General features: G+C 68.9%; 29 protein-coding genes and 1 pseudogene. 12 read left to right on the top strand and 18 right to left on the bottom strand.

The annotated features are described in order from the left end of the window. Positions 1 to 5 precede the first annotated feature (5 nt). Together hemQ and W7U_RS12750 are read left to right on the top strand one after the other, a co-directional pair. Positions 6 to 701 (top strand): hydrogen peroxide-dependent heme synthase, encoded by a 696-nt coding sequence (gene hemQ, locus W7U_RS12755; RefSeq protein ID WP_008258510.1) that lies wholly within the window; start codon positions 6 to 8, stop codon positions 699 to 701. Continuing rightward, positions 698 to 1450, top strand: coding sequence for a class I SAM-dependent methyltransferase (locus W7U_RS12750; protein WP_008258508.1), 753 nt, complete (start codon positions 698 to 700; stop codon positions 1448 to 1450). Before hemQ ends, W7U_RS12750 begins: the two co-directional genes overlap by 4 nt. Positions 1451 to 1613: 163 nt before the next feature. Here W7U_RS12750 and msrB read toward each other — a convergent pair whose 3' ends face one another. Genes msrB through W7U_RS12730 form a run of 4 tightly spaced genes read right to left on the bottom strand, consistent with a single transcriptional unit; the run spans position 1614 to position 5704 of the window. Then, entirely contained in the window at positions 1614 to 2039 is a 426-nt protein-coding gene (gene msrB, locus W7U_RS12745; protein WP_008258507.1) for a peptide-methionine (R)-S-oxide reductase MsrB, read from the bottom strand. Beyond that, positions 2036 to 3346 (bottom strand): arabinofuranan 3-O-arabinosyltransferase, encoded by a 1311-nt coding sequence (gene aftC / locus W7U_RS12740; RefSeq protein ID WP_008258505.1) that lies wholly within the window; start codon positions 3344 to 3346, stop codon positions 2036 to 2038. The genes msrB and aftC overlap by 4 nt, the downstream gene beginning before the upstream one ends. Before the next feature lie 28 nt (positions 3347 to 3374). After that, positions 3375 to 4934 carry an alpha/beta hydrolase gene (locus W7U_RS12735; RefSeq protein ID WP_008258500.1) on the bottom strand — a complete coding sequence of 520 codons (1560 nt, stop codon included), beginning with the start codon at positions 4932 to 4934 and terminating at the stop codon, positions 3375 to 3377. Between the two features lie 14 nt (positions 4935 to 4948). Further along, the gene (locus W7U_RS12730; protein WP_008258498.1) at positions 4949 to 5704 is read right to left on the bottom strand and encodes a pyrimidine reductase family protein; all 756 of its coding nucleotides are present in this window, start codon (positions 5702 to 5704) and stop codon (positions 4949 to 4951) included. Here W7U_RS12730 and zapE point away from each other — a divergent pair. Further along, entirely contained in the window at positions 5703 to 6836 is a 1134-nt protein-coding gene (gene zapE / locus W7U_RS12725) for a cell division protein ZapE (RefSeq protein WP_008258497.1), read from the top strand. The genes W7U_RS12730 and zapE overlap by 2 nt on opposite strands. Here the strand turns inward: zapE and W7U_RS12720 are convergent. From W7U_RS12720 to W7U_RS12710, 3 genes and pseudogenes are all read right to left on the bottom strand, one after another. Continuing rightward, positions 6820 to 7323, bottom strand: a pseudogene (locus W7U_RS12720) (GNAT family N-acetyltransferase); the annotation flags it as partial. The gene zapE and the pseudogene W7U_RS12720 overlap by 17 nt on opposite strands. Next, positions 7311 to 7829, bottom strand: a complete 519-nt coding sequence (locus tag W7U_RS12715) for a hypothetical protein (RefSeq protein WP_008258492.1) — start codon at positions 7827 to 7829, stop codon at positions 7311 to 7313. The gene W7U_RS12715 and the pseudogene W7U_RS12720, both read right to left, overlap by 13 nt. 92 nt (positions 7830 to 7921) lie before the next feature. Further along, positions 7922 to 8692 carry a Clp protease N-terminal domain-containing protein gene (locus tag W7U_RS12710; RefSeq protein ID WP_008258490.1) on the bottom strand — a complete coding sequence of 257 codons (771 nt, stop codon included), beginning with the start codon at positions 8690 to 8692 and terminating at the stop codon, positions 7922 to 7924. Between the two features lie 100 nt (positions 8693 to 8792). Between W7U_RS12710 and W7U_RS12705 the strand changes: the two genes are divergently transcribed. Then, complete coding sequence (locus W7U_RS12705; protein WP_008258488.1) at positions 8793 to 9131, top strand: DUF732 domain-containing protein; 339 nt, start codon at positions 8793 to 8795, stop codon at positions 9129 to 9131. Next, complete coding sequence (locus W7U_RS12700; RefSeq protein WP_008258486.1) at positions 9131 to 9475, top strand: DUF732 domain-containing protein; 345 nt, start codon at positions 9131 to 9133, stop codon at positions 9473 to 9475. The genes W7U_RS12705 and W7U_RS12700 overlap by 1 nt, the downstream gene beginning before the upstream one ends. 9 nt (positions 9476 to 9484) lie before the next feature. Here W7U_RS12700 and W7U_RS12695 read toward each other — a convergent pair whose 3' ends face one another. The 6 genes from W7U_RS12695 to W7U_RS12670 all read right to left on the bottom strand — a co-directional run bounded on the left by W7U_RS12695 (position 9485) and on the right by W7U_RS12670 (position 14703). Continuing rightward, complete coding sequence (locus tag W7U_RS12695) at positions 9485 to 10405, bottom strand: cation diffusion facilitator family transporter (protein ID WP_008258485.1); 921 nt, start codon at positions 10403 to 10405, stop codon at positions 9485 to 9487. Between the two features lie 63 nt (positions 10406 to 10468). Beyond that, complete coding sequence (locus W7U_RS12690; protein ID WP_008258482.1) at positions 10469 to 10681, bottom strand: hypothetical protein; 213 nt, start codon at positions 10679 to 10681, stop codon at positions 10469 to 10471. Positions 10682 to 10744: 63 nt separating this feature from the next. Continuing rightward, positions 10745 to 12208 carry an aldehyde dehydrogenase family protein gene (locus W7U_RS12685; protein WP_008258481.1) on the bottom strand — a complete coding sequence of 488 codons (1464 nt, stop codon included), beginning with the start codon at positions 12206 to 12208 and terminating at the stop codon, positions 10745 to 10747. A gap of 22 nt (positions 12209 to 12230) precedes the next feature. Next, complete coding sequence (locus W7U_RS12680; RefSeq protein ID WP_170320574.1) at positions 12231 to 13061, bottom strand: carboxymuconolactone decarboxylase family protein; 831 nt, start codon at positions 13059 to 13061, stop codon at positions 12231 to 12233. Then, on the bottom strand, positions 13045 to 13866 hold the full coding sequence (locus tag W7U_RS12675) for a mycofactocin-coupled SDR family oxidoreductase (protein WP_008258477.1): 822 nt from the start codon (positions 13864 to 13866) through the stop codon (positions 13045 to 13047). The genes W7U_RS12680 and W7U_RS12675 overlap by 17 nt, the downstream gene beginning before the upstream one ends. 6 nt (positions 13867 to 13872) lie before the next feature. Further along, positions 13873 to 14703 carry a mycofactocin-coupled SDR family oxidoreductase gene (locus tag W7U_RS12670; protein WP_008258475.1) on the bottom strand — a complete coding sequence of 277 codons (831 nt, stop codon included), beginning with the start codon at positions 14701 to 14703 and terminating at the stop codon, positions 13873 to 13875. Positions 14704 to 14818: 115 nt separating this feature from the next. Between W7U_RS12670 and W7U_RS12665 the strand changes: the two genes are divergently transcribed. Next, entirely contained in the window at positions 14819 to 15385 is a 567-nt protein-coding gene (locus W7U_RS12665) for a TetR/AcrR family transcriptional regulator (RefSeq protein WP_008258473.1), read from the top strand. Between the two features lie 15 nt (positions 15386 to 15400). On the opposite strand, the gene W7U_RS12660 is transcribed toward W7U_RS12665, so the two are convergent. The 3 genes from W7U_RS12660 to W7U_RS12650 form a co-directional block, all read right to left on the bottom strand. Beyond that, positions 15401 to 15775, bottom strand: coding sequence for a DUF732 domain-containing protein (locus W7U_RS12660; protein ID WP_008258472.1), 375 nt, complete (start codon positions 15773 to 15775; stop codon positions 15401 to 15403). Positions 15776 to 15887: 112 nt separating this feature from the next. Next, a complete protein-coding gene (locus tag W7U_RS12655) occupies positions 15888 to 16253 on the bottom strand; it encodes a DUF4189 domain-containing protein (RefSeq protein ID WP_008258471.1) in 366 nt (121 codons plus the stop codon). Positions 16254 to 16339: 86 nt separating this feature from the next. Continuing rightward, positions 16340 to 16558 carry a hypothetical protein gene (locus W7U_RS12650; protein ID WP_020823085.1) on the bottom strand — a complete coding sequence of 73 codons (219 nt, stop codon included), beginning with the start codon at positions 16556 to 16558 and terminating at the stop codon, positions 16340 to 16342. Between the two features lie 95 nt (positions 16559 to 16653). Between W7U_RS12650 and W7U_RS12645 the strand changes: the two genes are divergently transcribed. After that, on the top strand, positions 16654 to 17928 hold the full coding sequence (locus W7U_RS12645; protein ID WP_008258467.1) for an amidohydrolase family protein: 1275 nt from the start codon (positions 16654 to 16656) through the stop codon (positions 17926 to 17928). On the opposite strand, the gene W7U_RS12640 is transcribed toward W7U_RS12645, so the two are convergent. Further along, positions 17925 to 18812 (bottom strand): helix-turn-helix domain-containing protein, encoded by an 888-nt coding sequence (locus tag W7U_RS12640; protein WP_008258464.1) that lies wholly within the window; start codon positions 18810 to 18812, stop codon positions 17925 to 17927. The genes W7U_RS12645 and W7U_RS12640 overlap by 4 nt on opposite strands. Before the next feature lie 65 nt (positions 18813 to 18877). Here W7U_RS12640 and W7U_RS12635 point away from each other — a divergent pair, with 65 nt between their 5' ends. The 5 genes from W7U_RS12635 (at position 18878) to W7U_RS26470 (ending at position 23508) form a co-directional block, all read left to right on the top strand. Next, positions 18878 to 19807 carry an SDR family NAD(P)-dependent oxidoreductase gene (locus tag W7U_RS12635; protein ID WP_008258457.1) on the top strand — a complete coding sequence of 310 codons (930 nt, stop codon included), beginning with the start codon at positions 18878 to 18880 and terminating at the stop codon, positions 19805 to 19807. Further along, a complete protein-coding gene (locus W7U_RS12630; RefSeq protein ID WP_008258456.1) occupies positions 19804 to 20607 on the top strand; it encodes an acetoacetate decarboxylase family protein in 804 nt (267 codons plus the stop codon). The genes W7U_RS12635 and W7U_RS12630 overlap by 4 nt, the downstream gene beginning before the upstream one ends. Before the next feature lie 3 nt (positions 20608 to 20610). Further along, complete coding sequence (locus W7U_RS12625) at positions 20611 to 21825, top strand: amidohydrolase family protein (RefSeq protein ID WP_008258455.1); 1215 nt, start codon at positions 20611 to 20613, stop codon at positions 21823 to 21825. Positions 21826 to 21838: 13 nt separating this feature from the next. Beyond that, complete coding sequence (locus W7U_RS12620; RefSeq protein ID WP_008258454.1) at positions 21839 to 23107, top strand: amidohydrolase family protein; 1269 nt, start codon at positions 21839 to 21841, stop codon at positions 23105 to 23107. Positions 23108 to 23364: 257 nt separating this feature from the next. Continuing rightward, the gene (locus tag W7U_RS26470; RefSeq protein WP_014382892.1) at positions 23365 to 23508 is read left to right on the top strand and encodes a hypothetical protein; all 144 of its coding nucleotides are present in this window, start codon (positions 23365 to 23367) and stop codon (positions 23506 to 23508) included. Between the two features lie 7 nt (positions 23509 to 23515). Here the strand turns inward: W7U_RS26470 and W7U_RS26970 are convergent, their stop codons facing one another. Next, on the bottom strand, positions 23516 to 23800 hold the full coding sequence (locus tag W7U_RS26970) for a hypothetical protein (protein WP_196771124.1): 285 nt from the start codon (positions 23798 to 23800) through the stop codon (positions 23516 to 23518). Positions 23801 to 23808 lie beyond the last annotated feature (8 nt).

Here is a 23808-nt window from a genome sequence, read left to right as displayed (position 1 = left end):
GTTTCATGGCCAAGCTCGACTACGACTCGCTCAACTCCCAGATTCGCTACCTGATGTTCTCGGTTTTCTCGGTGGAGCCGGGTGAGCTGGGCGAGGAGCGCGACGACGTCATCGACGAGGCGTCGACGTTCCTCAAGCAACAGGAGGAGCGCGGCGTCGTGGTGCGCGGCCTCTACGACGTGGCGGGCATGCGGGCCGACGCGGACTTCATGATCTGGACGCACGCCGAACGCGTCGAGGCGCTGCAGGCCACCTACGCCGATTTCCGCCGCACCACCGCGCTGGGACGGGCCAGCTCGCCCGTGTGGAGCAGCGTCGCCCTGCATCGGCCGGCCGAGTTCAACAAGAGCCACATCCCGGCGTTCCTGGCCGGCGAGGAGCCCGGCAACTACATCTGCGTGTATCCCTTTGTGCGGTCCTATGAGTGGTATCTGCTGCCCGACGAGGAACGCCGCCGCATGCTCGCCGAGCACGGCATGGCCGCCCGCGAATACAAGGATGTCCGCGCCAACACGGTCCCGGCGTTCGCGCTCGGCGACTACGAGTGGATCCTGGCGTTCGAGGCTCCCGAGCTGCACCGCATCGTCGACCTGATGCGCGAACTGCGCGCCACCGACGCCCGCCGGCACACCCGCGAGGAGACGCCGTTCTTCACCGGCCCCCGGGTGGCCGTCGAGCAGTTGGTGAAAGCCCTGCCATGACAGCGCCGTTCGATCCGACCGACCCCACCCGTTTCGAGCAGATGTACCGTGACGACCGGACGTCGCACGGCCTGCCCACCGCCACGCCGTGGGACATCGGCGGCCCGCAACCGGTGGTCCAGCAGCTCGTGGCGTTGGGCGCGATCAAAGGCGAGGTGCTCGATCCGGGCACCGGCCCCGGCCACCACGCCATCTACTACGCCTCGAAGGGCTATTCGGCGACCGGCATCGACGGCTCGCCCGGCGCCATCGAGCGCGCCCGGGCGAACGCCGAAAAAGCCGGGGTGTCAGTCAATTTCGAGGTGGCCGACGCCACAAAGCTGGACGGGTTCGACGGCCACTTCGACACCGTGGTCGACTGCGCTTTCTATCACACGTTCAGCACCGAGCCCGAGCTGCGACGGTCCTACGCCGAGGCGCTGCGGCGCGCCACCAGGCCGGGCGCGCGGCTGTACATGTTCGAGTTCGGCGAACACAACATCAACGGCTTCAAGATGCTGCGGTCGTTGTCCGAGAGCGACTTTCGCGACGTGCTGCCCGACGCCGGGTGGGACATCACCTATCTGGGCACGACCACCTACCAGGTCAACATCAGCGCCGAGTCCATCGAGTTGATGGCCGCGCGCAACCCCGACATGGCCGACGAGGCGGCGAAGTTGCTGGAACGGTTCCGCGCCATGGAACCCTGGCTCGACGGCAGCCGGGTGTACGCGCCGTTCTGGGAAGTGCACGCCACGCGCGCCGACTGAGGGCCTGGGCGTCACACCCGTCGCGTCTGTCACTGGGGAAGGGAAGGGGGCTTTTGCCCACCTCCCAGCGACAACGTGTTTGCCCTGGTCACACCCGTTAACGACGTTGTCGCTGGGAGGTGGGCACAACGCATGCCCCCCGGATTCTTGTGACTGCTGGGACTCAAGCCCCCGACGGCACCAGTCGCAGGCAGACCGAGTTGATGCAGTACCGCTGGTCGGTCGGCGTCGGATAGCCCTCACCGGCGAACACGTGGCCCAGGTGGCTGTGGCAGTTCGCGCACAGCACCTCGGTGCGCGTCGTCCCCATCGAATGGTCGGGCCGCAGGATCACCGCATCGGATTTCGCCGGGTCGAAGAACGACGGCCAGCCGCAGTGCGACTCGAATTTCTCTGTGCTGCGGAACAATTCGGCACCGCAGGCACGGCACTGGTACACGCCTTCGGTCTTGGTGTCGGTGTATTCACCCGTGAAGGGTCGCTCGGTGCCGGCTTGGCGCAGCACGTGAAACTCTTCCGGGGTGAGCTTCTGGCGCCACTCGTCGTCGGTCAGCTGCAGCTTCGGACGCGATACGTCGGGGGAGGTCATGCATCCACGGTAGCGCGCTGCCGCTCGGTCATCAGCCACGCCGGATCGATCCCGTCATCCAGCCGGTTCTCAGCCTTGGCATCGAGGTACCGGAAGTACAGCACGGTGAACACCACGATCAGCAGCAGCGACCAGCCGTAGGTGATCTTGAGGTACTCCAGCGCCCGGCCCCAGCGCATCCAGTTGAACAGCAGCCAGCGGTCCAGGGTCATGAAGCCGTAGATCCCCAGCCACGCCGGCCAGTTGCGGATCAACGAGTTGGGCAGCACGACCGTCATCAAAAACGGGAACAGCATCATCGAGTAGTAGCCCTGGGCCAGCGACGACACCAGGAACGACCACAGCAGCAGCACACCCGCGGAGTTGGTCAACCAGAACCGCGGGTCCCGGGTGCGGTAGTGGCGGTACAACAGCCACAGGGCCCCAATGGCCAACAGCGTGAACAGGATTCGCAGGAACACGATCAGCCAGGTGGGCAGGCCGAAGTACACGCCGTTGCCCTCGATCGAGCTGTTGAAATAGTCGCGGGTGCCCAAAAAGTAGGGCACCGTGCGGGTCACGAAGTCCATCGGATCACTGACCAACGGCCACGCGGCGGCGTTGACGACGACGGGAATCACGAAGGCCGGCACCAGCGCTCGCCACTGGCGGTTCAGCACCGGCAGCAACAGCAACGGCAACAGCACCGGTTTGAGCGTCAGCGTCAGGCCGATCGCCACGCCGGCCCACCATTGCCGGCCGATCCGGCCGTCGAGCAGCCACCGCAAGAACAGCATCTCGGCGAGCAGCACGCAGCCGTTGATGTTGGTGAACACCAGCGTGTTGGTCACCGTCTCGGTGCAGAACATGGCCAGCAGCAGCGCGGGCGCGGCCACCGAGGACAGCGTGTAGTTGAACATCCGCAGCAGCAGATACCACGCGGCCAGGATGGCCACGGTGTTGATCAGGATGAACAGGTAGCGCGACGGATACTCGGGCAGGTACCCGAACGGTGCCATCAGCAGCGTGCCGCCGGGCGGATACAGGTAGTGCGGGTCGACGTAGTCGAAGTGCTCGTTGTAGATGTCCCAGCCGCGCCGGAAGTTCACCACCGCCCGGTAGACGGGTTTGAAGTCGTCGGTGATGTTGCCGTTGGTGGTGATGACGATGCTGCGGTGCAGCACCGAGAGGATGGCGATCGGCCACAGCGCGGACCGCAAGATGCTCGCCACGCTCGGCGCGCCGGTGCGGGGACGAAAGGCGGTCAGGAGCCGCTCGCGCGAGCCGGTTCGGATCGATTCAGCTGCCGTCACCAGCGCACCGTACACCGGCGCGCCGGCGCCGCTGAAGGCAGCATCAGGCCGGGCAGTAGGTGTCGGTGTTGGGCAATTTGCCGCTGCTGAGGTAGCCGTTCAGCGGCGCAACCGCGCAGCCCGAATAGATGCTGGCGCCGTGCCCGATGCCCTGCCACATCACCCGCTTGCTGGCCGCGTTGGCGTTGATGATGCTGGCCGCGGTCGCCGCGACCCCGTCGGTCCCCACGATCGGGTCGTTCTGCACGCCGAGCAGCAGCACGTCGACCTTCAGGGTCTTCGGGGAGGGCGGCGGGGAACCGGTGGGCCAGTGCACGCACTTGACCATGTTGAGCGCGGCGACGGTACCGAATTGGGGGTAGAGCTTGCCCCAGGCGACGAACAGCTCACGCACCCGGTCCGGGGTCGGGCGATTGACGGCGTCACTGCAGACATTGACGAACTGGCCGTCGGAGTCCTGCACGGTGTTGGCGTGGTTGATCAGGTTGTTCAGCCCGTTGGTGTCACCGGAGCGGGCGGCCGCGAGCGCGTTGGCCAGGTCGGTTGTGGCGTTGACGCGACCGCCGGACGGGAAGCCCAGCGCGACGGTGATGGCGTTGGCGACCTGTGCCACCGACGCGCCGCCGGGGCCCCTGCCGGCGCGGGCGTCGGCCAGCAGGGCGCTGACGGCGCCCTTGGGGTCGGGACCGAGCGCGCAGTTCACCGCGATGCACTGGGCGGCGAAGGCGTCGAGCGCGGCCTGCTGCCCCTTGACCTGTTGCTCGGCGGCGGCTTCGGCGTTGGTGCCCAACGCGACCGGTGAGTCGAGGACGAGGCGGGCGACCTTGTCGGGCCGCGATCCGGCGTAGGCCAGCGCCACCTGGGCGCCGTTGCCGATGCCGATCAGCGCCAGGGCGGGCACGTCCCAGGTGCTGCGCAACCGCTCGATGTCGGAGGCGGCGTGCGCGTCGTCGTAGGCGGAGGCACCAGGCGCGATGGCGTCGGTGCAGTTGGTGGTCGCGGTGTTGGCGACCTCGGACAGGTTGGCCACCGGGTCGTCGCCGGTCTGGAACTGCGACTGGTCGCGCATCTCCTGGCGGTCGAACTTGTCCCGGCAGTCGATGGGGCTCGACATGCCGATGCCGCGACGGTCGACGGCGACGATCGGGTGGGCGGCGAGCACGTCGGCGCCGGCGCGGGACAGCCAGACCGGCAGCTGCGCCGACGACGGCAGATCCGAGCCGGTGGTGAAGACCAGCGGCCCGGCGTCGTGGGGCGTCTTGTTCGTGCGGGCGCGCACCACGCCGATGCTCAGGCTGCCGCCCCCGCCGTTGACCGGGTCCAGGTCGGAGTCGTAGGTGGCGCAGTCGAGCTGCACACCCGCGGCGGCGGGAACCGCCGCGTCGGCGAACACCCGCGAGGTGCAGTCGTGCCACGCCAGGTCGTTCTTGGGCGCGGCGATCGGGGGCGGGCCGGTGGGCGCCGGCTTGGAGGTCGCCGCTCCCTGCGGCCGCGCACCGGAATTCGTGGCGAAGCGCGGGTTGGCGGCCAGGCCCGGGACGCAGCCGGCCAGCAGCGCGGTCACCGCAACGAGGATCGTGGCGCACGTGTACGGCCGACTCATGCCGACCACAGTAGCTAGGCCCTGACGTAGCGGGTGTAAAGGTAGCCGGCGTCGTCGGTCAGGACGTGGGCGCACCGCATCCCGGTGAGCAGCTGGCCCGGGCCGGCCGCGATGCGTCGCGCCTGGCCCCCGACGATGTAGGGCGCGATCGTCAGGCACAGCTCGTCGAGCATGTCGCGGTCGATCAGCGAGCCCAGCAGCATCGGGCCGCCCTCGGTGAGGATGCGGCGCAGCCCGCGCGCGCCCAGGGCCGCCAGCAGGGCGGCCTCGTCGACCTTCTCGGGATCGCCGGCGGAGCAGTCGACGACCTCGCACACGCCGCTGAGCAGCCGTCGCGTCTGGGCGGTCGCCGCGGCGCAGGTGAGCACCAGCGGGGGCACCTCGGTGCGGGTGAACACGGCCATGTCCCGGTTGAGGTGGCCCGATTTGGTCACGATCGCCAGGGGCGGGACCTCGCTTTGTCCGCGGGCCTGCCGGTGCTGACGCTGGGCGGCGCTCAGCTGCGCCCCGGAGTAGCCCTCGATCCGCACGGTGCCCGCGCCGACCACGATGACGTCGGCGAGCTCACGCAGCAGGTTGAAGATGAACCGGTCGCCCGGCCCGCCCATCGCCCCGCTGCTGCCGCCCGAGGTGGCGCCGCCGTCGACGCTGGTGATGAAGTTCGCCCGCACCCAGGTCGCGTCCTGCTCGGGATAGCCGTAGAGCCGGGGGAGTTCGCCGTCCTCGAGGTCGCGCACCGAGCCCAGCAGCGACAGCGGCGTCTCGGGCATGGGTCTGATTGCAGCACGCCGCTACAGTTCCTGCATGCACGGGTCCACCTCCGCGGGCGTTTCGGGCGCCGTCGCGCGCCTGGTGGATCGGCATCCGACCGTCTCGCCGGAGCGCCTGATCGCCCAATTGAGGCCGCCCCCGACGTTCGCCGACGTGAGCTTTGCGACGTACCAGCCCGATCCGGCCGAGCCGACGCAGGCCGCCGCGGTGCTGGCATGCCAGGACTTCTGCCGGCAGGCCACGCAGCGCCGCGCGGGCCGCCGAAAGTTGTTGGGACGACGGCAGGTTCTGCCCGGTGTCGGGCTGTACCTCGACGGCGGGTTCGGGGTGGGCAAGACGCACCTACTGGCGTCGGCCTACTACGAACTGCCCGGTGACGGGCCGGGCGGGTCGAAGGGCGGGACGCCGGATGGGCCGCCCCCCAAGGCTTTCGCGACCTTCGGGGAGCTCACCCAGCTCGCCGGGGTGTTCGGCTTCGCCGAATGCGTCGACCTGCTGGGCACCTACACGGCGGTCTGCATCGACGAGTTCGAGCTCGACGACCCGGGCAACACCACGCTGATCGCGCGGCTGCTCTCGTCGCTGGTCGAGCGCGGGGTGTCGGTGGCCGCCACCTCCAACACACTGCCCGAGCAGCTCGGCGAGGGCCGCTTCGCGGCGCAGGATTTCCTGCGTGAGATCAACACGCTGGCAAGCATTTTCACCACCGTGCGCATCGAGGGGCCCGACTACCGGCACCGCGGCCTGCCGCCGGCCCCGCAGCCGCTGTCCGACGAACAGGTGGCGGCGCGCGCCGCGCGCGTCGACGGGGCCACGCTCGACGACTTCGACGCGCTGTGCGCGCACCTGGCCACCATGCACCCGTCGCGGTACCTGACGTTGATCGAGGGCGTGCGCGCGGTGTTCGTGACCGGCGTGCACGGGATCGACGACCAGAACGTCGCGCTGCGGCTGGTTTCGCTTACCGACCGGCTCTACGACGCCGGAATTCCCGTGGTGGCGTCGGGCGCCAAACTGGACACCATCTTCAGCGAGGAGATGCTGGCCGGCGGATACCGAAAGAAGTACTTACGGGCCACATCCCGGCTGCTGGCGTTGACGGCGGCGGCTGGCCCAGCTCGCGAACCATGACATAGTCGTGCTCGAGGCCGGCGCCGAGACGAAACGTCCTGGTGCCGCTGATCCTGAAGCCGCTCTTGGCGTAAAAGCGTTGCGCGCGTTGGTTTGCCTGGTTGACCCCCAGCCACACGCGCCGCGCGCGCCACTCGCCGGCGGTGGCCAGCGCGCGGTCCATCAGGGCCGTCGACACCCCGCCGCCGTGGTACGCGGGCAGCACGTAGATCTTGGACAGCTCGGCGGCGCCGGGCTCGCGAATCAGCATGGCGTAGCCGATGATTCGGCCGTCGTGCGCCGCGGTGAGGACGGCGCGGTGCGGATCGGCGAGGTAGTCCGCGAAGCGTTCGGCCGACAGGTTGGCGGCCACGAAGGCCGCGATGTTCTCCGGGGCCGCCGTGGGCGGGCACGCCAACGGAAAGGTAAGGGCCGCAACGGCGGCCAGCTCGACCGCAGCACCGGAATCCGCCGCCGCGACGTGGACGGTTCGGATCAAAGATTCCACTGGGCGAGGTGATAGCCCGTCTTCTTGTCCAGCAGGACGACGGTGGAGACGGGGTCGCGGTAGGCGTCCCAATACACCTCACCGCGCACGATCGCCCCGTTGGGCGCGTTGACGATCACGTTGTCCAGCGCGTCGGGCGCATCGGAGGCCCGCGGCTTGTACGCGTCGGCGTTCGGGGTCACACCGTTGAAACTGAAGATGGTCGCCATGATGTACGGATTGGGCACGCGGATCGCGCGAATGGTCACGTCGGCGCGCTCGACGGTGCTGCCGGGGAAGCCCTTGTAGGTGCCCTCGCGCGTGTAGCCGAACCCGGGCGGCGGGTCGCAGGGCGCCACGCCGCTCACGGTCACGTCCGCGATGAACGTGCCGTTGTCGACGCGCAGCGTGTCCCCGATGTGGCCGATCGGCGCGTCGCCGGCCCACGCGCGCGGCGCCGGAACGACGGCCGTCACGCTCGCCGCGGCAACCAACACGGCCGACACCGATACCAGCCAGCGGCGCATCTTCGCCATGTCTTGCCTCCTTGGCACCGTTGCGGGGACCCTCGCATGATCGCACACGCGGTAGCGCCCGAGGGAGGGGTCGGCCGCGGCCGTCAGCCGTCACCGCCGCCGTCCGGGACAACGGGTTTCCCGCCACCGAGCGATTCCAGCGCCGCGATCAGATCCGCCTCGAGCCGGTCCTTGTCGACGCCGCACCGGTGCAGCGGCCCCGGGGTGGAGGAGGCGGCCTCCAGCTCGAGCAACGCCAGCAGCTGGTGCTCGGTGCCGACGTAGTTGTGGCCGAGCCGAAGCGCCTCGCGCACGGTCAACTCGAGCGCTTTGCGCGCCGGCCCGCTGAACGGGATGAGTTCGGGCGGTTGGTCTTCCACGCGCAGCGCGGCGATCGACGCGGCCGCGGCGTCGCGTAGCGCCTCGGTGTCGATCTTTTGCAGGCGCAGCAACACCGTGGCGAGCGCGGCCGCATCGGCGAGCACCCCGATCAGCAGGTGGTCGGGGGTGATCTCGCCGTTACCGGCCTCGTGCGCGGCGTTCTGGGCCGCCACCACCGCGCCACGCGCCCGCGGCGTGAACCGCGCGAAGCCTTGCTCCGGGTCCAGGGTGGTGGCCTCGGCGCGGGGGACGAATCGTTTCTGGGCGGCCTGTTTGGTGACGCCCATGCTCTTGCCGATGTCGGTCCACGAGGCTCCGGAGCGGCGGGCCTGGTCCACGAAGTGGCCGATCAGATGGTCGGAGATCTCGCCCAGGTGCTCGGCGGCCAGCACGGCGTCGGTCAGCTGATCCAGCACGTCGGGGTGGGTGGTCTTGATCGCGGTGATCAACTCGTCGAGGCGGATCGGATACGCGATGCGGATGGGCTCGGACATGTCGTCAACGCTAGGTTGACGCAGCCCGGGTGTCAACCGGGGGTTGACGGCTTCGGCAGGAGATGCGCGCGGGCGTTCCCTCTGGGAGAATCCGTAAGCCATGAAGCTCCTGCTCGCCCTGTCCGGCCTCGCCGTCACGATCGGCCTGGCCGCTTCGGCGCACGCCGACCCCGTTGACGGCGTCGACGGCACCGACGAAGCGTTCATCGCGTCACTGCGCGCGGCCGGCATCACCTTTGCCGATTCCGACAAGGCGGTGGGAGCTGGCAAGTGGGTGTGCGACACCGTCGGCCAGGGCACGCAGATGCCCGACGTGGTCAAGACGCTGTTGGCCAAGAACTCCGCGCTGAACGAGGACAAGGCCAACCAGTTCGCGGCCATTGCCGCCAACACGTACTGCCCGAACGCGATCACGGCGGTCACGAACGCCCCGCGATGATGCGATTTCTCCTCGCGCTTTGCAGCGTCGTCGCCGCGCTCGGCCTGGCCGTCCCGGCTCACGCGGACGTCGACAACGATCAGGATTTCCTCAAGGACCTGCGCGACGCCGGCATCACCTACCAGGACGCCGGCAACGCGATCACCATCGGCAAGTCGGTGTGTGAGCTGCTCGACGACGGCCAGTCGGACGCGAAGATCGTGACGGACCTGCGCAACCAGAACCCGACCTTCCAGGGCGCCAGCGCGGCCAAGTTCACCTTCCTCTCGGCCGCCCACTACTGCCCGAAGTACATCACCGGCGAGGACCGCGGGCCCAAGCCCGAAGGCGCCGCCGGCAACTGAGCCGCCCGGTCAGGCCGCGCGCGCCGTCCACGTGAAGCTCTGCATCTCCGGGATCCGCGGCGCCAGGGCCGCGGCGACGCTGCGACCGATCTGATCGGACGCGGCCAGCGACGTGTCCGCGTTCAGGAACCCTTCCACTTCCACGCGCAGGGTCCGGCCGGTCCATCGGGCCCGGGCGTGCGCGTGCGTCACGCCGGGCACCGAGGCGGCGACGGCCTCGGCGGTGGTGATGATGTCGGGGTCGACGCCGTCGAGCAGGCGATGCGCGATGTCGGCGGTGACCTCCCAGCCGACGTGGCAGATGAACCCGGTGACGACGATTCCGGCGACCGCGTCGGCCCAGCCCCAGCCGAGTGCCACGCCGATCAGCCCCAGCACCGCCCCGGCCGACGACAACGCGTCGAGCCAGGAGTGCTTGGCGTCGGCGACCATGGTGGCCGACCGAATTCGCTTGCCTACCACCAGTTTGTAGCGGGCCACCAGCTGGTTGCCGGCGACGCCCACGACGGCCGCGGCGATGCCCCAGCCCACGTAGCCGGTGCCGCCGTGACGGAGCAACTTGGTGACGCTCTCGAAGCCGGCGACCACGGCGCTGCCCCAGATCACCAGGGCCACCCCGATGCCGGCGAGGTCCTCGGCGCGTTCGTAGCCGTAGGGGTACCGCTCGGTGGGGACCTTGCGCGAGGCGCGGAACCCGACGAACACCAGGGCACTGGTGGAGACGTCGGACAGGTTGTGCAGCGCATCGCCGAGCAGCGCCACCGAACCGGACAACAGCGCGATGACCAGTTCCACCAGGCCGGTCAACGCCAGCCCGACGGCGCTGACGGCGACCGCACGGTTGGCCTGCCGGCGCTCGCCGGCGTCGTCCGCCGCGGTGTCGAGGGGAAAACCTGCCGCCGGGTCACGGACCCCGTTGATCGCATGCATAGGAGTCAGCATGCCCGATGCGGCGGCGGCTCCCAAGGGTTTACGGCAGACGAGGGCCGCGCCCTACTTGTCCTGCTCCGGCTTGGACGGTTGATCACGCCACGGGCGGACGGTCTTCGGCAGGAGCATGAACGCCACGGGTACGCGCACCAGCGCGTCGCGGGCGGAGACCTCGAGGAACACGATCTCCATCTCGAGGCTGTTCAGGGGCCGCGTTTCCATCATGAAGCGTGTCCGCAAGTAGCGGGGGGTCCGCAGCCACTCGACCAAATTCATGAACGCGACTGTACGCCACTAGCGGAAATACCTGATGGACACCGTGTTTCGGAACTCTGTGCGTCAGCTCATGCCGATGCGGATGTTCTTCACCTGCAGAAAGTCATAAAGGCCTTCGATGCCGCCGGTGCGGCCGAACCCGCTTTGTTTGTATCCGCCGTAGGGGCCTTGGGGCGCGATGTCGCTGTGCCTGTTCACCCACACCGAACCCGCCTCCAGCCGGCGGGCCACCCGGTGTGCCCGCTCCAGGTCGGAGGTCGCCACGAAGGCGTTGAGGCCGTAGCGCGAATCGTTGGCGATCCTGACCGCCTCGTCCTCGTCGCCGAACGGCATGACGGAAGCCACCGGCCCGAATGTCTCGGTCTGCGCCAGCGCCGAGCGGTTGTCGACGTTGGCGAAGATCGTCGGCTCGATGAAATAGCCGGACTCGAGTTCACCGCCCAGCCGGTGCCCGCCGGTGATCAGGTCACCGGCCTTCTCGCTGACCGCCTGGTCGATGACACCGAGGATGCGCTCGGCGGCGGCTTCGCTGACGACGGGCCCGAGCATGACGTCGGGCTGCAGCGGATCCCCGACCTTCGCGGCCCGCACGGTCGCCACGAGCTTCTCCACGAACGCCGTGTACACCGACGCCTGGACGAGGATCCGCGAGGCGCAGGCGCAACTTTGGCCGGCCTGGGTGATGGGCCCCTGGTGGGCCGCGATGACGGCGGCCATGTCGAGGTCGGCGTCGGCGAACACGAGATACGCCGACTTGCCGCCCAATTCGGCTGTCACGGGTGTGAGGTTGTGCGATGCGGCCTGCAGCACCTTCTGCGCGGTCGCCTGTCCGCCGGTGAAGTGGATCTTGCGGACTCCCGGGTGACGCACCAGGGCGTCGCCGCCCTCCGGGCCGGCCGGCACCACGTTCACCAACCCGGGCGGCAGGCCCGCTTCCAGGCAGAGTTCGCCAAAGCGCAAGGGCGCCAACGACGCAACCTCCGAGGGTTTGAGGATGACGGCGTTTCCCGCCGCCAGGGCGGGGGCCACGGCCGCGCCGACCACGACCAGCGGCCCGTTCCACGGGGCCAGGACGCCGACGACGCCGTACGGTTCGCGCTCGACGATGTTGACGTCGAACGCGCCGGCGACGGGAGTGCTTGCGCCGTGCGACTTGTCGACGTAGCCGGCGTAGTAGCGCAGGAACCGCTCCGTCAGTACGGAGTTGCCGGCGACCGCGATCGGGACGCCGTAGTCGTGCACGTTGAGCTCGCTCAGCTCGGCGAAGTGGTCGCGCACCACATCGGCCAGCGCGAACAACAGGTCGCGGCGGCGATCGACGGGGTAGGACATCCATTCCCGGTGCGCGTCCCACGCGCTGTCGACGGCCCGATCGACCTCGCTTCGGCCGGCCAGGGGTATGGACGCGTTGGGCAGGCCGGTGCCCGGGTAGACGTGGCGGTAGGTTCCGCCGGATGCCGCGGTAATGCGTTCCCCGCCAATGAGTAACGCACCCGAGAGCGTCGGTGACGACGCGGTTGCCGTCATGGCAGTGTCCTCCGTTGTCGTGTCAGCCGACGGTCGCGGGATCGGCCCGGTTTTCGGCCGTCACCCGCTGCTTCTGCTCCGCGATCACCTGGTTGAGGTAGTCCGCCTTGGCGCAGCCGTAGTACGCCGCGAACTGCAGCGCCAATTCGTCCATCTCCTCGAACGAGACGTCGCCGCTCTTCAGCGCCGCGTACACGTGGGAGATGATCGGGATTTCGGCGTCCTGGAATGCGACGCAGGCCACCGTGATGAGGCGGCGTTCCTTCATGCCCAAGCCGGGCCGCAGCCACATCTCGCCGAAGACGAAGTTCAGAATGCCCGCGCCCGAGTAGGGGTTGTCGCGCATCGGCGCGAACGGCAGGCAGTTGATCTCCTTGAACGATGCTTCGCCGCCCTGCAGCCGCTGCTCGGGGTCGCTGGCGGTGACCAGCGGCAGCAACGGTTCCGGGGGAGGGGGTGCCTCGCCGCGTTCCTCGGCGATCCTGGCCCACTCCTGGTCCACGGCGATGTTGAACCGCGAGGCCTTCGGCCAGCCGGCGTAGACGGCGAAATGCAGGACCGTTTCCCGCATTTCGGTGATGGTGAGGTCACCGCTGTTCAACGCCGCATAGACGTGCTGCTCGAGCGGGGCCTGCGCGTCGGCGGCCGCGACGCAGGCCAGCGTCACGAACCGTCGATCGCGGCGGCTGAGCCCGGGCCGCGACCACACCTCCCCGAAGACGAAGTCGATCAGCCCTGCGGTGAAGGGTCCCCGATCGCCGGGCGGGTCGACCGTCATCACCTCGGCGAAGGTGCGCACCCCCCGTTCACGTCGCGCACCGTCGTCCGTCAAAGCACTATCTGATGGTGACACCGGCGTCCACTTTCAGCTCAAGCCCCGTGACATAACGGGATTCATCGGAGAGGAGGTAGAGCACCGCGTTGCTCACATCGGCCGCCTCGATCAGCGGCGCGGGCAGCGCGTTGAGGAAGATGGGCACCAGGTCGGGCCGCTGCTCGGCGATCAACGTGTGCATCGTCGGGGGCGCCATGCCGGTCGCCACGCCGGTGGGGTGCACGGTGTTGACCCGAATGTTCTGTGCGGCAAGCTCGTTGGCCAGCGCGAGCGTCATCCCCACGATGCCGTGCTTGGAGGCCGTGTAGGGCACGTGCAGCGGGGTCCCCTTGATGCCGGCCGAGGAACTGATGTTGACCAGGCTCCCGCCGCCGCGCGCGACGAGGTGGGGCAGCGCGGCCGCGCAGGTGTTCCAGGCCCCGATGAGGTTGACATCGACGACCAGCCGCCACTGCTCGGCGGTGGTGGTGTCCCAGGTGCCGACGGTGAGCACGCCGGCGTTGGCGACCGCACCGTCGAGCCCGCCGAGTTCGCCGGCGGCCGCGTCGACCGCCGCTTTCATGGCGGCCTCGTCGCGCACGTCGACGACCGCGGTGATCGCCCGGCGGCCGTGTTTCTCGACCAGGTTCGCGGTCTCGTTCAGGTCGTCCTCGGTGGCCAGCGGGTATTCCAAACCCGCTGGGGTGGAACAGATGTCGACGAGGACGCAGTCGGCGCCCTCCTCGGCCAGCCGCACCGCGTGCGAGCGTCCCATGCCGCGCGCGGCCCCGGTGATCAGGATCCGTTTGCCGGCGACCCGGCCCGTTGCGTCGTTCGTTGTCACGGGCTATCAGACCTTGTTGCAGAAGCCGGCATCGACGGGGAAGGTCACGCCGGTCACGTACTTCGCCTCGTCGGAGACCAGGTAGGCGATGGCGGCGCTGACGTCTTCGGGTTCCAGCATGCCGACGGGCATCGGGTTTTGCAGATGGGGGCCGGCGCCGGGATTCTTCTCCAGGAAGTCGGTCATGTCGTCATTGGTCGCCATCATGGTGTTGACCGCGGTCGGGTGCACGGTGTTCACCCGAATGTTCAGCGGCGCAAGCGCATTGGCCAGCGTACGCATCAGGCCGACGATGCCGTGTTTGGACGCCGCGTAGCCCAGGCCGCCGCCCTGCAGGCCGCCGAAACCTTTGATGCCCGCCGTCGAGCTGGTGAAGATGATCACCCCGCCGCGATTGCCGGACAGCAGGTGCGGAACGGCCGCCCACGCCGTGTGGTAGGCGCCGTCGAGGTTGACGCCGGTGACCGCGCGCCACTGCGCCAGTTCCTCCTCAATGCTCAACTCGCGGAACGCCAATGGCGCGATCCCGGCGTTGGCCAACACGATGTCCAGGCGGCCGAAGTGCTCGACGCCGCTATCCATCGCGGTCTTGACCTGCTCGAAGTCGCGCACATCGGCGACGGTGCCCAGCATCTTTCCGCCGGCCTCTTCGACGAGGGCGACGGTCTCGTCCAGTTCCTGGCGGGAGGCCATCGGATATCCGTTGGCGGGGATGTCGGCGCAGATGTCGATCCCGATGATGTTGGCGCCCTCGCGGGCGAGCCGCACCGCGTGGCTGCGGCCCTGGCCGCGGGCCACCCCGGTGATGAAGGCGACTTTGCCATCTAACGAACCCACGGCGCGTTTCCTCTTTTCTTGGTCATCGGCCCAGATCGGGCCGGAGTAACGCCGTTACTCACGTGCGCACAGTAACATGGTTACTGTGAAGACGACAGGGCCCCGAATACAGACCGTGGACAGCGCGTCCGGGCCACGGGTCGATCCGATCCTGGACATTGTGGTCGAAATGCTCGACACCGAGGGCTACGAGGCCGTGCAGCTGCGGGAGGTGGCGCGACGGGCCCGCGTTTCGTTGGCGACCATCTACAAGCGGTATCCGACGCGCGACGAGCTCATCGTCGCCGCGCTGGAAGGCTGGATGGACGCCAACCGCTACGCGCGATTGCCGTCGCTGATCGAGGACCTGCCCGGCGGTTCGATCTATGTCGACCTGATGCACGTGATGAGGACCATCTTCGAGCCGTGGGAACGCCACCCGTTGATGCTGCGCTCCTACTTCCAGGCGCGATCGGGGCCCGGGGGAAAACGCCTCATCCAGCGCGGTGTCGATGCCGTCGTCCCGGTCGCCAAAGCCATTCTGGCCCAAGCCGATCCGGGGTTCGCCAAAGACCTCGAGCTCATCCTGCCCGGCGTCGTGTACGGGTTTCTCACGCGATTCGCTCAGGGCGAGATCGACGTCACCGAGATCGTGCCCGGCATCGAGCGCACGGTGTTCTGGCTGACTGCGGCGCAGGGCTGAGCGGATTCTGCGCTCTCACAGAATCGGGGGCGGTATCAGCCAGCCCATCGACGGATCGACGTCGTCTTTGTATTCCGGGCAGTAGCTGGCCACCGAAAGGCCGATGAAGTATCCGGATTGCTTCGCCGACATGGGCGTTTGCTTGGTCAGCTTGATCGCCAGCATCGATACGTTCGGGTTCGTTTCGATGCTGCTGCACACCGCATGGGCCGTCGCGATCGCATCGTCGTCGTCGAACATCGTGATCCCGCCCCTGTCGAGGCCGGCGAGAAACGCATCGTCGGCGTCGTCGTCGGCCGCCGCCGGTGCCGCGCCGGCGAGCGCGCCCGTGGCCAGGGCGATCGCGCAGGCGGCCGACCACGTGGCAAAACCGGCCCTCAGATGAGCCATGGCCTCCCCTCTATGCGCGGGCCAATCGGCGGCAAGTCAAGGACGACTTAAGTGAACGATAGCCGAAATCGCGGTGTCCATCTCGGCATCGCGCGAGGCGTCGTCCCGGATTTCACGACGAGCAGTGGGAGGCCTTGATTCGTCCGTTGGGCGCGCCCAGCTTGGCCAGGGCGTCCGCATTGGATGCCGTTGTGTCCGGGCCGGATCCGCCCTGGAACCGGCCGGAACGGTCGAACGCCACCGATGCGCAGCCGTTGCGCGTGCCGGCCACGACTTCGCAGACGTCGCCGGCCTCGGCGGTGCAGTGGGCGAACGCGATCCGGTTTGCCTGCTCCTGGCTGCCCCCGGTGCCCCAGCCGGCGGCGCGCCCGCTGCCGACGGACACCGCCAGGGCGACGAAGTCGTCGTCGGCCGCGGCCGCCGGCGCCGCGATGAGCGCGCAACCGACCGCGACGACGACGGCAATGATTGACCGCACCAGCCGACTCCTTCGCAACGCTCAGGACAGGAATTTAGCGCCGCGGTCGGCGTGCGCGCGGGAAAATGGGCCGCCGCGTCCCGCGGCTACCGGTTGCCCTCCGGGTCTTCGGCCAGGTAGGTGACCTCATACCAGCGCTTCTGCGGTTCGGCGTCGGACGACTCGCTCGCGGTGGCCCGCTCGAGTCGAACGTCCGTCAGATGCGGATTGTCAACGCGGATATAGTCTTCCAGCTCGGCGTGCAGCGCTTCGCCGTCCAGGCTGATGTCCGCGAGCGCCCTGCCGTCGTGCCTCGTCCAACTCACGGAGGACATCTTGCTCCGGTCGCGGACCGAACGTTTCGTTGGCCCTTCGCGAGCCGACCCGTTTCTCCTATACTCGACGTACCTTTGGAGGTGCGATGGCTACAAGCTGGGACACGCTGGATCGCTACGTCGTCATTTCGACGGACACCCACGCCGGGGCGGACCTTTACGACTACAAACCGTACCTGCCGGCCGGCCTGCACGAGGAGTTCGATGCGTGGGCCAAGGCCTACGCCAGCCCGTTCGACGATCTGATCGTCGCTACAGCCAACCGGAACTGGGACCACGAGCTTCGGATCGCCGAGATGGACGCCGACGGGGTGGCCGCCGAGGTCCTGCTGCCCAACACCGTTCCGCCGTTCTTCCCGACGACCCCGAACATCACCATCAGCTTGCCGCGCACGCGTGCGGAGTTCGAGCAGCGTTGGGCCGGCGTGCAGGCCCACAACCGGTGGCAGGTCGATTTCTGTTCGCTGGCGCCCGCCCGGCGGCGCGGGCTGATCCAGATCTTTCCCAATGATGTCGAGTTGGCGCTGGAGGAGATCCGCTGGGGCGCGGAGCAGGATTGCTTTGGCGGCGTGCTCATTCCGCCGGTGTCGCCCGGCGATTCGCAGGTGGCCCCGCTGTTTCACACCCGCTACGAACCACTTTGGGCGCTGTGCGCGGAATTGGACCTCACGGTGGTGCAGCACGCGGGCGCCGGCAGTCCCGAGATGCCGATGGACCAGCCGGCCTCCAACGCGGTGTTGATCACCGAAATGGCGTTGTGGGCCCAGCGGACCCTGGGTCACCTGATCCTGGCCGGGGTGTTCGAGCGCTACCCGACGCTGCGCTTCGTGCCGACCGAGCAGGGCACGCTCTGGGTGCCCGGGCAACTCGCCGTCCTCGACGCCATGGTGCCGACCATGAAGTCGGACGCGGGCAACCGCACCTATGGAATGTTCGGCGGATCGTCGGTCGACGAGCTGTCCCTGACTCCGAGCGAATACGTCCAGCGGAACTGCTATTTGGCCACCGAGCTGATGCCGTACGACGGCGAGATGATCGACTTCATGGGCCCCGATCACATCATGTGGGGCAGTGACTATCCCCACGAGGAGGGCTTTGCGCCCCACTCCACGTTGGCCATTCGTTGGGCCCTGCACGACCGGCCGGAGGACGTCTGCCGAAAGATCTTGGGCGGCAACGCCGGTCGCCTGTACCGATTCGATCTAGAAGCGCTGGCGCCGATCGCCGGCAAGATCGGGCCCACCGTCGCCGAGGTGCGGACTCCCCTCGAGGACACGGGATATCGCGCCCCGGCCGCCTTCGGCTACCGACCATTCGAAGGGGGCCTGGCCCTCAAGCGGCTGGCTCCGCAGCGGCACTAACCGGATTCGTCGCTCAGGGCGGCGCTCAGCCGGCGGGTCGCCGAAGCGAGTTGCGCCCCAAGGCCGGTGACCGCCGCGCCGCTCATCGGCTCGGCGCTGGGGACCAGGCTGAGCATCAGGGCGATGCGCGACCCGGGGCCCAGGATCGGGGAGTCGATGTGGCTCACCTCGTAGGTGCGGTCCGCGTCGAGGTCGATCGGGAACCACTCCTCCTGGTGGATCAGCTCGTCGGTCAATTCCTGCGCCAGCCGGCTCAGTCGGGTGGACCGCACCTCGGCACTGCGCACGATCAGGGCCAGTTCCTGCAGGCGCAGATCGGGCAAAAGATGCAGGCCGACCGCGTACCCACGCCGCCGGGCATTGGTGATGGCCTCGCGGTAGCGATCGCGCACGTCGTCCGGCAGCGCGGCCAGCCAGCGCTCCCGGACCTCGGGACCGGCCCAGGCAACGGTCGACGCCCCGTACGGCGGACGGTGCGGGAACTGGGTGCCGATCGGCATCGGGTGACCGCCGCCGCGACGGCTCCGGACCTGATCGACGACGGTGGAGTAGTCCTCGCTCACCGAGAAGGCCACGCAGTGCGCGCCCGTCGCGGCCGACAGCTCGGCCATCGCGGAGCGGGCCAACACCAGCGCCGGGTAGCGGCCCGCGGCCTCGCGGCCGAGCCGGACCAGAGCGGGACCGAGGTGGTAGGTCTTGCGCACCGGGTCGCGCAGCAGCCAGCCGGCCCGCAGTAGCTCGGACAACATCGAGTGGCAGCTGGCCTTGTGCACGCTCAAGTGGCGCGACACCTCGGCCAATGTCATCCCGCGGCTCCCGTCGCCCGCCAGCTGCTCGAACAGGTTCACCACCCGTTCGGTCTGCGGGGAGGGGCGCGGGGCCATGGCCCCAATGGTCGCATAATGCGACTGCTTGCGGTGATATAAGCGACCATGTGACCATGACCACAATGGAAGACCTGCGGGGCAAGGTGGCGGTCGTGACCGGCGGGGCCGGGGGCATCGGCCGGGCCATGGGCCGCCGTTTCGGCCGCGAGGGCATGAGGGTGGTGCTGGCCGACGTCCTCGCCGAACCCCTCGAGGAGGCGACCCGGGCGCTCGCGGACGAGGGCATCGAGGCCGCCGGGGTTCTCACCGACGTCACCGACTATTCCTCGGTCGAGTCGCTGGCCAAGGAGGCGGTCTCGCGCTTCGGCGCGGTCCACGTGGTGTGCAACAACGCCGGCACCGGCGGCGTCTCCGAGGGCTACATGTGGGAGCACGACCTGGCCGACTGGCGCTGGGGGATCGACGTCAACGTGCTCGGCGTCATCCACGGCATCAAGGCGTTCGTGCCGCTCCTGCTCGAGCAGGGCGAGGGACACGTGGTCAACACCTGTTCGGGCAACGGCGGGTTCGCCCCGATCGCCCGGGGCGCCATGGGCGGACCGGCCACCGCGGTCTACCCGATGACCAAGGCGGCAGTGCTCTGCCTCACCGAGAGCCTCTACACCCACCTGGAGATGGCGGGGAAGGGCGTCCGGGCGCACGTCCTGTTCCCCGGCGGCTTTTTGAACACCGGCATCTGGGAGTCGTGGCGGCATCGCCCGGAGCGCTACGCCGCGACCCAGCAACGTCACACGCCCGAGCAGACACTGGACAAGGTCGTGGCCCGCTTCGAGGCCGCCGGCGCGCACGTCGAGTTCACCCCGCTCGAGACCGTCGCCGACCAGGTGGTGGAGGGGATTCGCGCGGACCGCTTCTGGATGATGGGCCCGCCCACCCCGGCCGATCAGGTGGTGAGCGCCAAGGCGGCCTCGATCCTTTCCCGCGGCGCGCCCGACTACCTCGTCGACGTCCTCGGGCGGCACGCCGAAAACAGTGAAGGAGGAAAGCGTTGAACACCAACGTCATTCGCTACGGTCCTCGCCCGCCCGAGGCGCAGGTGGACCACGAGATCGATGCCACCAAGGCGCCCATCGCCACCGAGGCGGTGACCGTCACCTACCTTACCGATCCGGAGATCGTCGCGGCCGTGCTGCCCCGCCCGCTGCAGCCCGCGGCCGAACCACTGGTGCGCATCCAGCTGCAGCGGGTGCGGATCGAGGGCATGGCGCCCTTCGGGTCGGCGGTGTTCTCGGTGACCGCCCGGCACGGCGACGTCGAGGGCGACTACCCGCTCTTCATGCCCCAGTCCACCGAACAGTCGGTCACCGGCGGGCGCGAAACATTCGGCGAGCCTAAGAAATTGGCCCGCATCGAGGTGGAGCGTGACGGCGATCGCGTCACCGCCACCGTGGACCGGCTGGGCTATGCGCTCATCAGGCTGAGCGGACAGATCACCGGCCCGGCGGAGTTGCCCCCCGACCAGATGAACACCGAGTTCTACTTCAAGTTCCTGCGGGCCCCCGACGGCAGCGGCATCACCGACCCCCACCTGGTCCATGGCGAGTACCACCGCCACTACGAGCTGCTGGAGAACATCGACGGCACCCTCGAGCTGGGGGAGTCGCCGTTGGATCCGGTGGCCGACATCGTCGTTCGTCAGATCAGGTCGATCACCTGGTGTCGGCGGCGCACCGTCCAGGTGGGCCGGATCGCGGCGCGGGTGCCGCAGGAGTGGCTGCTGCCCTATGTGCACCAGCGCTACGACGACGTCGCCCTGCTCGCCGCCCCGAGGCCCGAGCCGGCGCGGGCCTGACCCATGGACCGCTACACCGTCATTTCGGCCGACTGCCACGCCGGCGCCGACCTGCTCGCCTACCGCGAGTACCTCGACCCCCAGTACCGGGACGAATTCGACGGCTGGGCAAAGACATACGTCAACCCGTTCGGTGATCTCACCGAGCCCGAGGCCGAGCGCAACTGGAACAGCGATCGTCGCAACGCCGACCTGGATTCCGAAGGCATTGCGGGGGAAGTCATTTACCCCAACACCGTGCCGCCGTTCTTTCCCCAGGCGAGCCTGGCCGCCCCGCCACCCGAGACCGCTCGCGAGCTCGAGCTGCGCTGGGCCGGCCTGCGCGCGCACAATCGCTGGCTCGCCGACTTCTGCTCGGCCTCGCCCGAGCGGCGCGCCGGGGTGGGCCAGATCCTGCTGCCGGACATCGACGAGGCCATCGCCGAGGTGGCGCAGATCGCCAAGCTGGGCCTGCGCGGCGGGGTGCTGCTGCCCGGGATCGCCCCGGGCACGGGCATTCCCGCGCTCTACGCCGAGCACTGGGAGCCGCTCTGGGCGGCGTGCGCGGAGGCCGGCCTGGTGGTCAACCACCACGGCGGCAACGCCGGGCCGAGCCCGACGGACGGGTGGGGCAGCTCGTTCGCGGTGTGGGTGTACGAGACGCACTGGTGGGCGCATCGGGCGTTGTGGCACTTGATCTTCAGTGGCGCGCTGGATCGCCATCCGGACCTCACCGTGGTCTTCACCGAGCAGGGCGCGGGATGGATCCCGGCGACGCTCGACTCGCTCGACGTGGCGGCGGCCCGATACGGGCGGGAGAACTCGGCGATCGCCCGGTTCGCCGGGCCCACCGCCGGCTCGCTGAGCCTCAAGCCGAGCGAATTCTGGGCCCGCCAGTGTTACGTCGGCGCCAGTTTCATGCGTCCCGTCGAGTGCGCCGAGCGGCACCGCATCGGCGTCGACCGCATCATGTGGGGAAGCGACTACCCGCACTACGAGGGCACCGCCCCCTATACGCGGGAAGCGTTGCGCCACACCTTCTCCGGCGTCCCGGCCGAGGAGGTGGCGGCCATTTTGGGCGGGAACGCGGCCACCGTGTACGGCTTCGACCTCGAGGTTCTCGCGCCGCTCGTCGAGCGGATCGGCCCGACCGTGGCCGAGGTCGCCGAGCCGCTGGACACCGTGCCCGCCGACGCGCGCAGCACCGTCTTCGAACCCGACCCCATCCGTGCCTGGTAAGGAAGGACCGCCCGTGAACCCCTACATCATCATCTCCGCGGACACCCACGCCGAACTCCCCACCGAGCGGTACCGCGAGTACGTCGACCCCGAGTACCGCGAGGACTTCGAGGCCTACCTGGCCGAGAAGACCGCCGCGGCGCAGGCAGGCGGATTCATCGACGAGGAGTTCGCGCAGGAGTGGTTCTCCGAGCACGGCGACGGCATCGCCGGGGGATGGGACGTCGGCCTGCGCGACAGGGAACTCGACGGCGACGGGGTGGTCGGCGAGGTCATCTTCCCCGACGCCGACGCCGTGACCGGGGTCGCCGGCGCCCCGTTCGGCGCCGGACTGGGCCAGTCGGGCGACCTCGACCCGGGGCGCGCCATGGCCGGGGCGCGGGCCCACAACCGCTGGCTGGCCGAACTGTGCAGCCACAGCCCCGAGCGGCGCGCCGGGGTGGCGGTGGTGCCGATACTGGCCGACGTCGACGCGGCGGTCGCCGAGATCACCCGAGCGGCGGAATCCGGACTGCGCGGCGGGATCCTGATCCCGGCGCGCTGGGTCGGCTACCCGCCGTATCACGATCGTCGCTACGACAAGGTCTGGGCCGCCTGTCAGGACCTGCAGATGCCGATCCACACCCATTCCGGTCCCGCCCCGCAGGAGGAGTACGGCGGGCACCTGGGCATCTACGTGACCGAGGTGCGCTGGTGGGGCGCCCGGCCCCTGTGGTTCGCGCTGTGGTCGGGCGTGTTCGAGCGCTTCCCCGGGCTGCGCTGGGGGGTCACCGAGTGCGGCGCGTTCTGGGCCAACGATCTGCTCTGGCTGATGGACACGCGGTATTTGCGTGAGCACTCGGCCAAGAAGATGAGCCATCTGATGGAGGGCGACCTGACGATGCCGCCGTCGGCCTACTTCGACCGGAACTGCTTCATCGGGGCCACCACCACCGAACGCCGGGAGCTGGCACGCCGCTACGAGATCGGCGTATCGAACATACTGTGGGGCAACGACTTTCCCCATCCGGAGGGTACCTGGCCGCATACCCGCGACTGGCTGCGCCGCTCCTTCTGGGACATTCCCGTCGAGGAGACCCGCCAGATGCTAGGCCTGGCGGCGGCCGAGGTCTACAACTTCGACCTCGGGGCCCTCGCCTCGCTGGCCGAGCGCATCGGCCCGACCCCCGAGGACCTCGGCCAGGACGATGCGGTCAGCATCCCCAAGTGGGAGGCGGCACGACAGGTCGGACGCCACTGGCTGACGGACGCGGAGCCGATCCCCGATCTCGTGCAGAACTGAATAGTTCCAGGGGTCTCGGCGCCTACTCCAGAGCGCGCCGCCAGGGCGGTATTCCGTTGCGGCGCAGCGTATCTGACCGACGCGTGAGGCCGCCGCGTCCGCGAATGCGCTTGCGTGGCCGCGGGAGGCATTGCCAGCCGTGAAAGGATGGCGATGATGACCACGGTATCTGCGGAATTACCCGTTGCACCGGTGCTGATGGGTTGAGCGTGCCCCTGAAACGCGTTGACGAACTGAAGCCCGGAGACAGGATCCGCATGAAGGTCGGGCACGCCACCGTCGTCGCGACGGAACCCCTCGACGACGACCGCACCCTGCTCACCTTTACCTACGGGACCAAAGCACCCGCCGACAGCAGCCTCACCGTGGACGTCCTCGACGATGACGACTGGGGTTGGTAAGCGAGGATTACGGCTCGGGTGGCGGTGCAGGTGGGTTGTCCCAACTTCCCGGCGTGCCGGCGGGCACCTGCATTCCGAGCCAGTTGCACGGCATCATCGATCGCCACGCGATGAACGCGCACTGCTGTTCGGGTGTCAACGGGCTAGGCCCCGCGCAGGGCGGCGTTCCCGCCGTCCCGCATATCGGGTCGGCCGCGGCGGGTGGTGACGCGGCGAATGTGGCGACGGCGATCATCGGCGCGATGGCCGCGATGAATGTGGTGACGAAACGTCGGGTGCGATGCATGGCCACCTCGAATC

It is taken from the genome of Mycobacterium sp. H4Y (assembly GCF_000364405.1).
In the GTDB taxonomy this organism is placed as follows: domain Bacteria; phylum Actinomycetota; class Actinomycetes; order Mycobacteriales; family Mycobacteriaceae; genus Mycobacterium; species Mycobacterium intracellulare.
The sequence above is the reverse complement of the archived record's forward strand: the minus strand, read 5'-3'. Positions and strand labels throughout refer to the sequence as shown.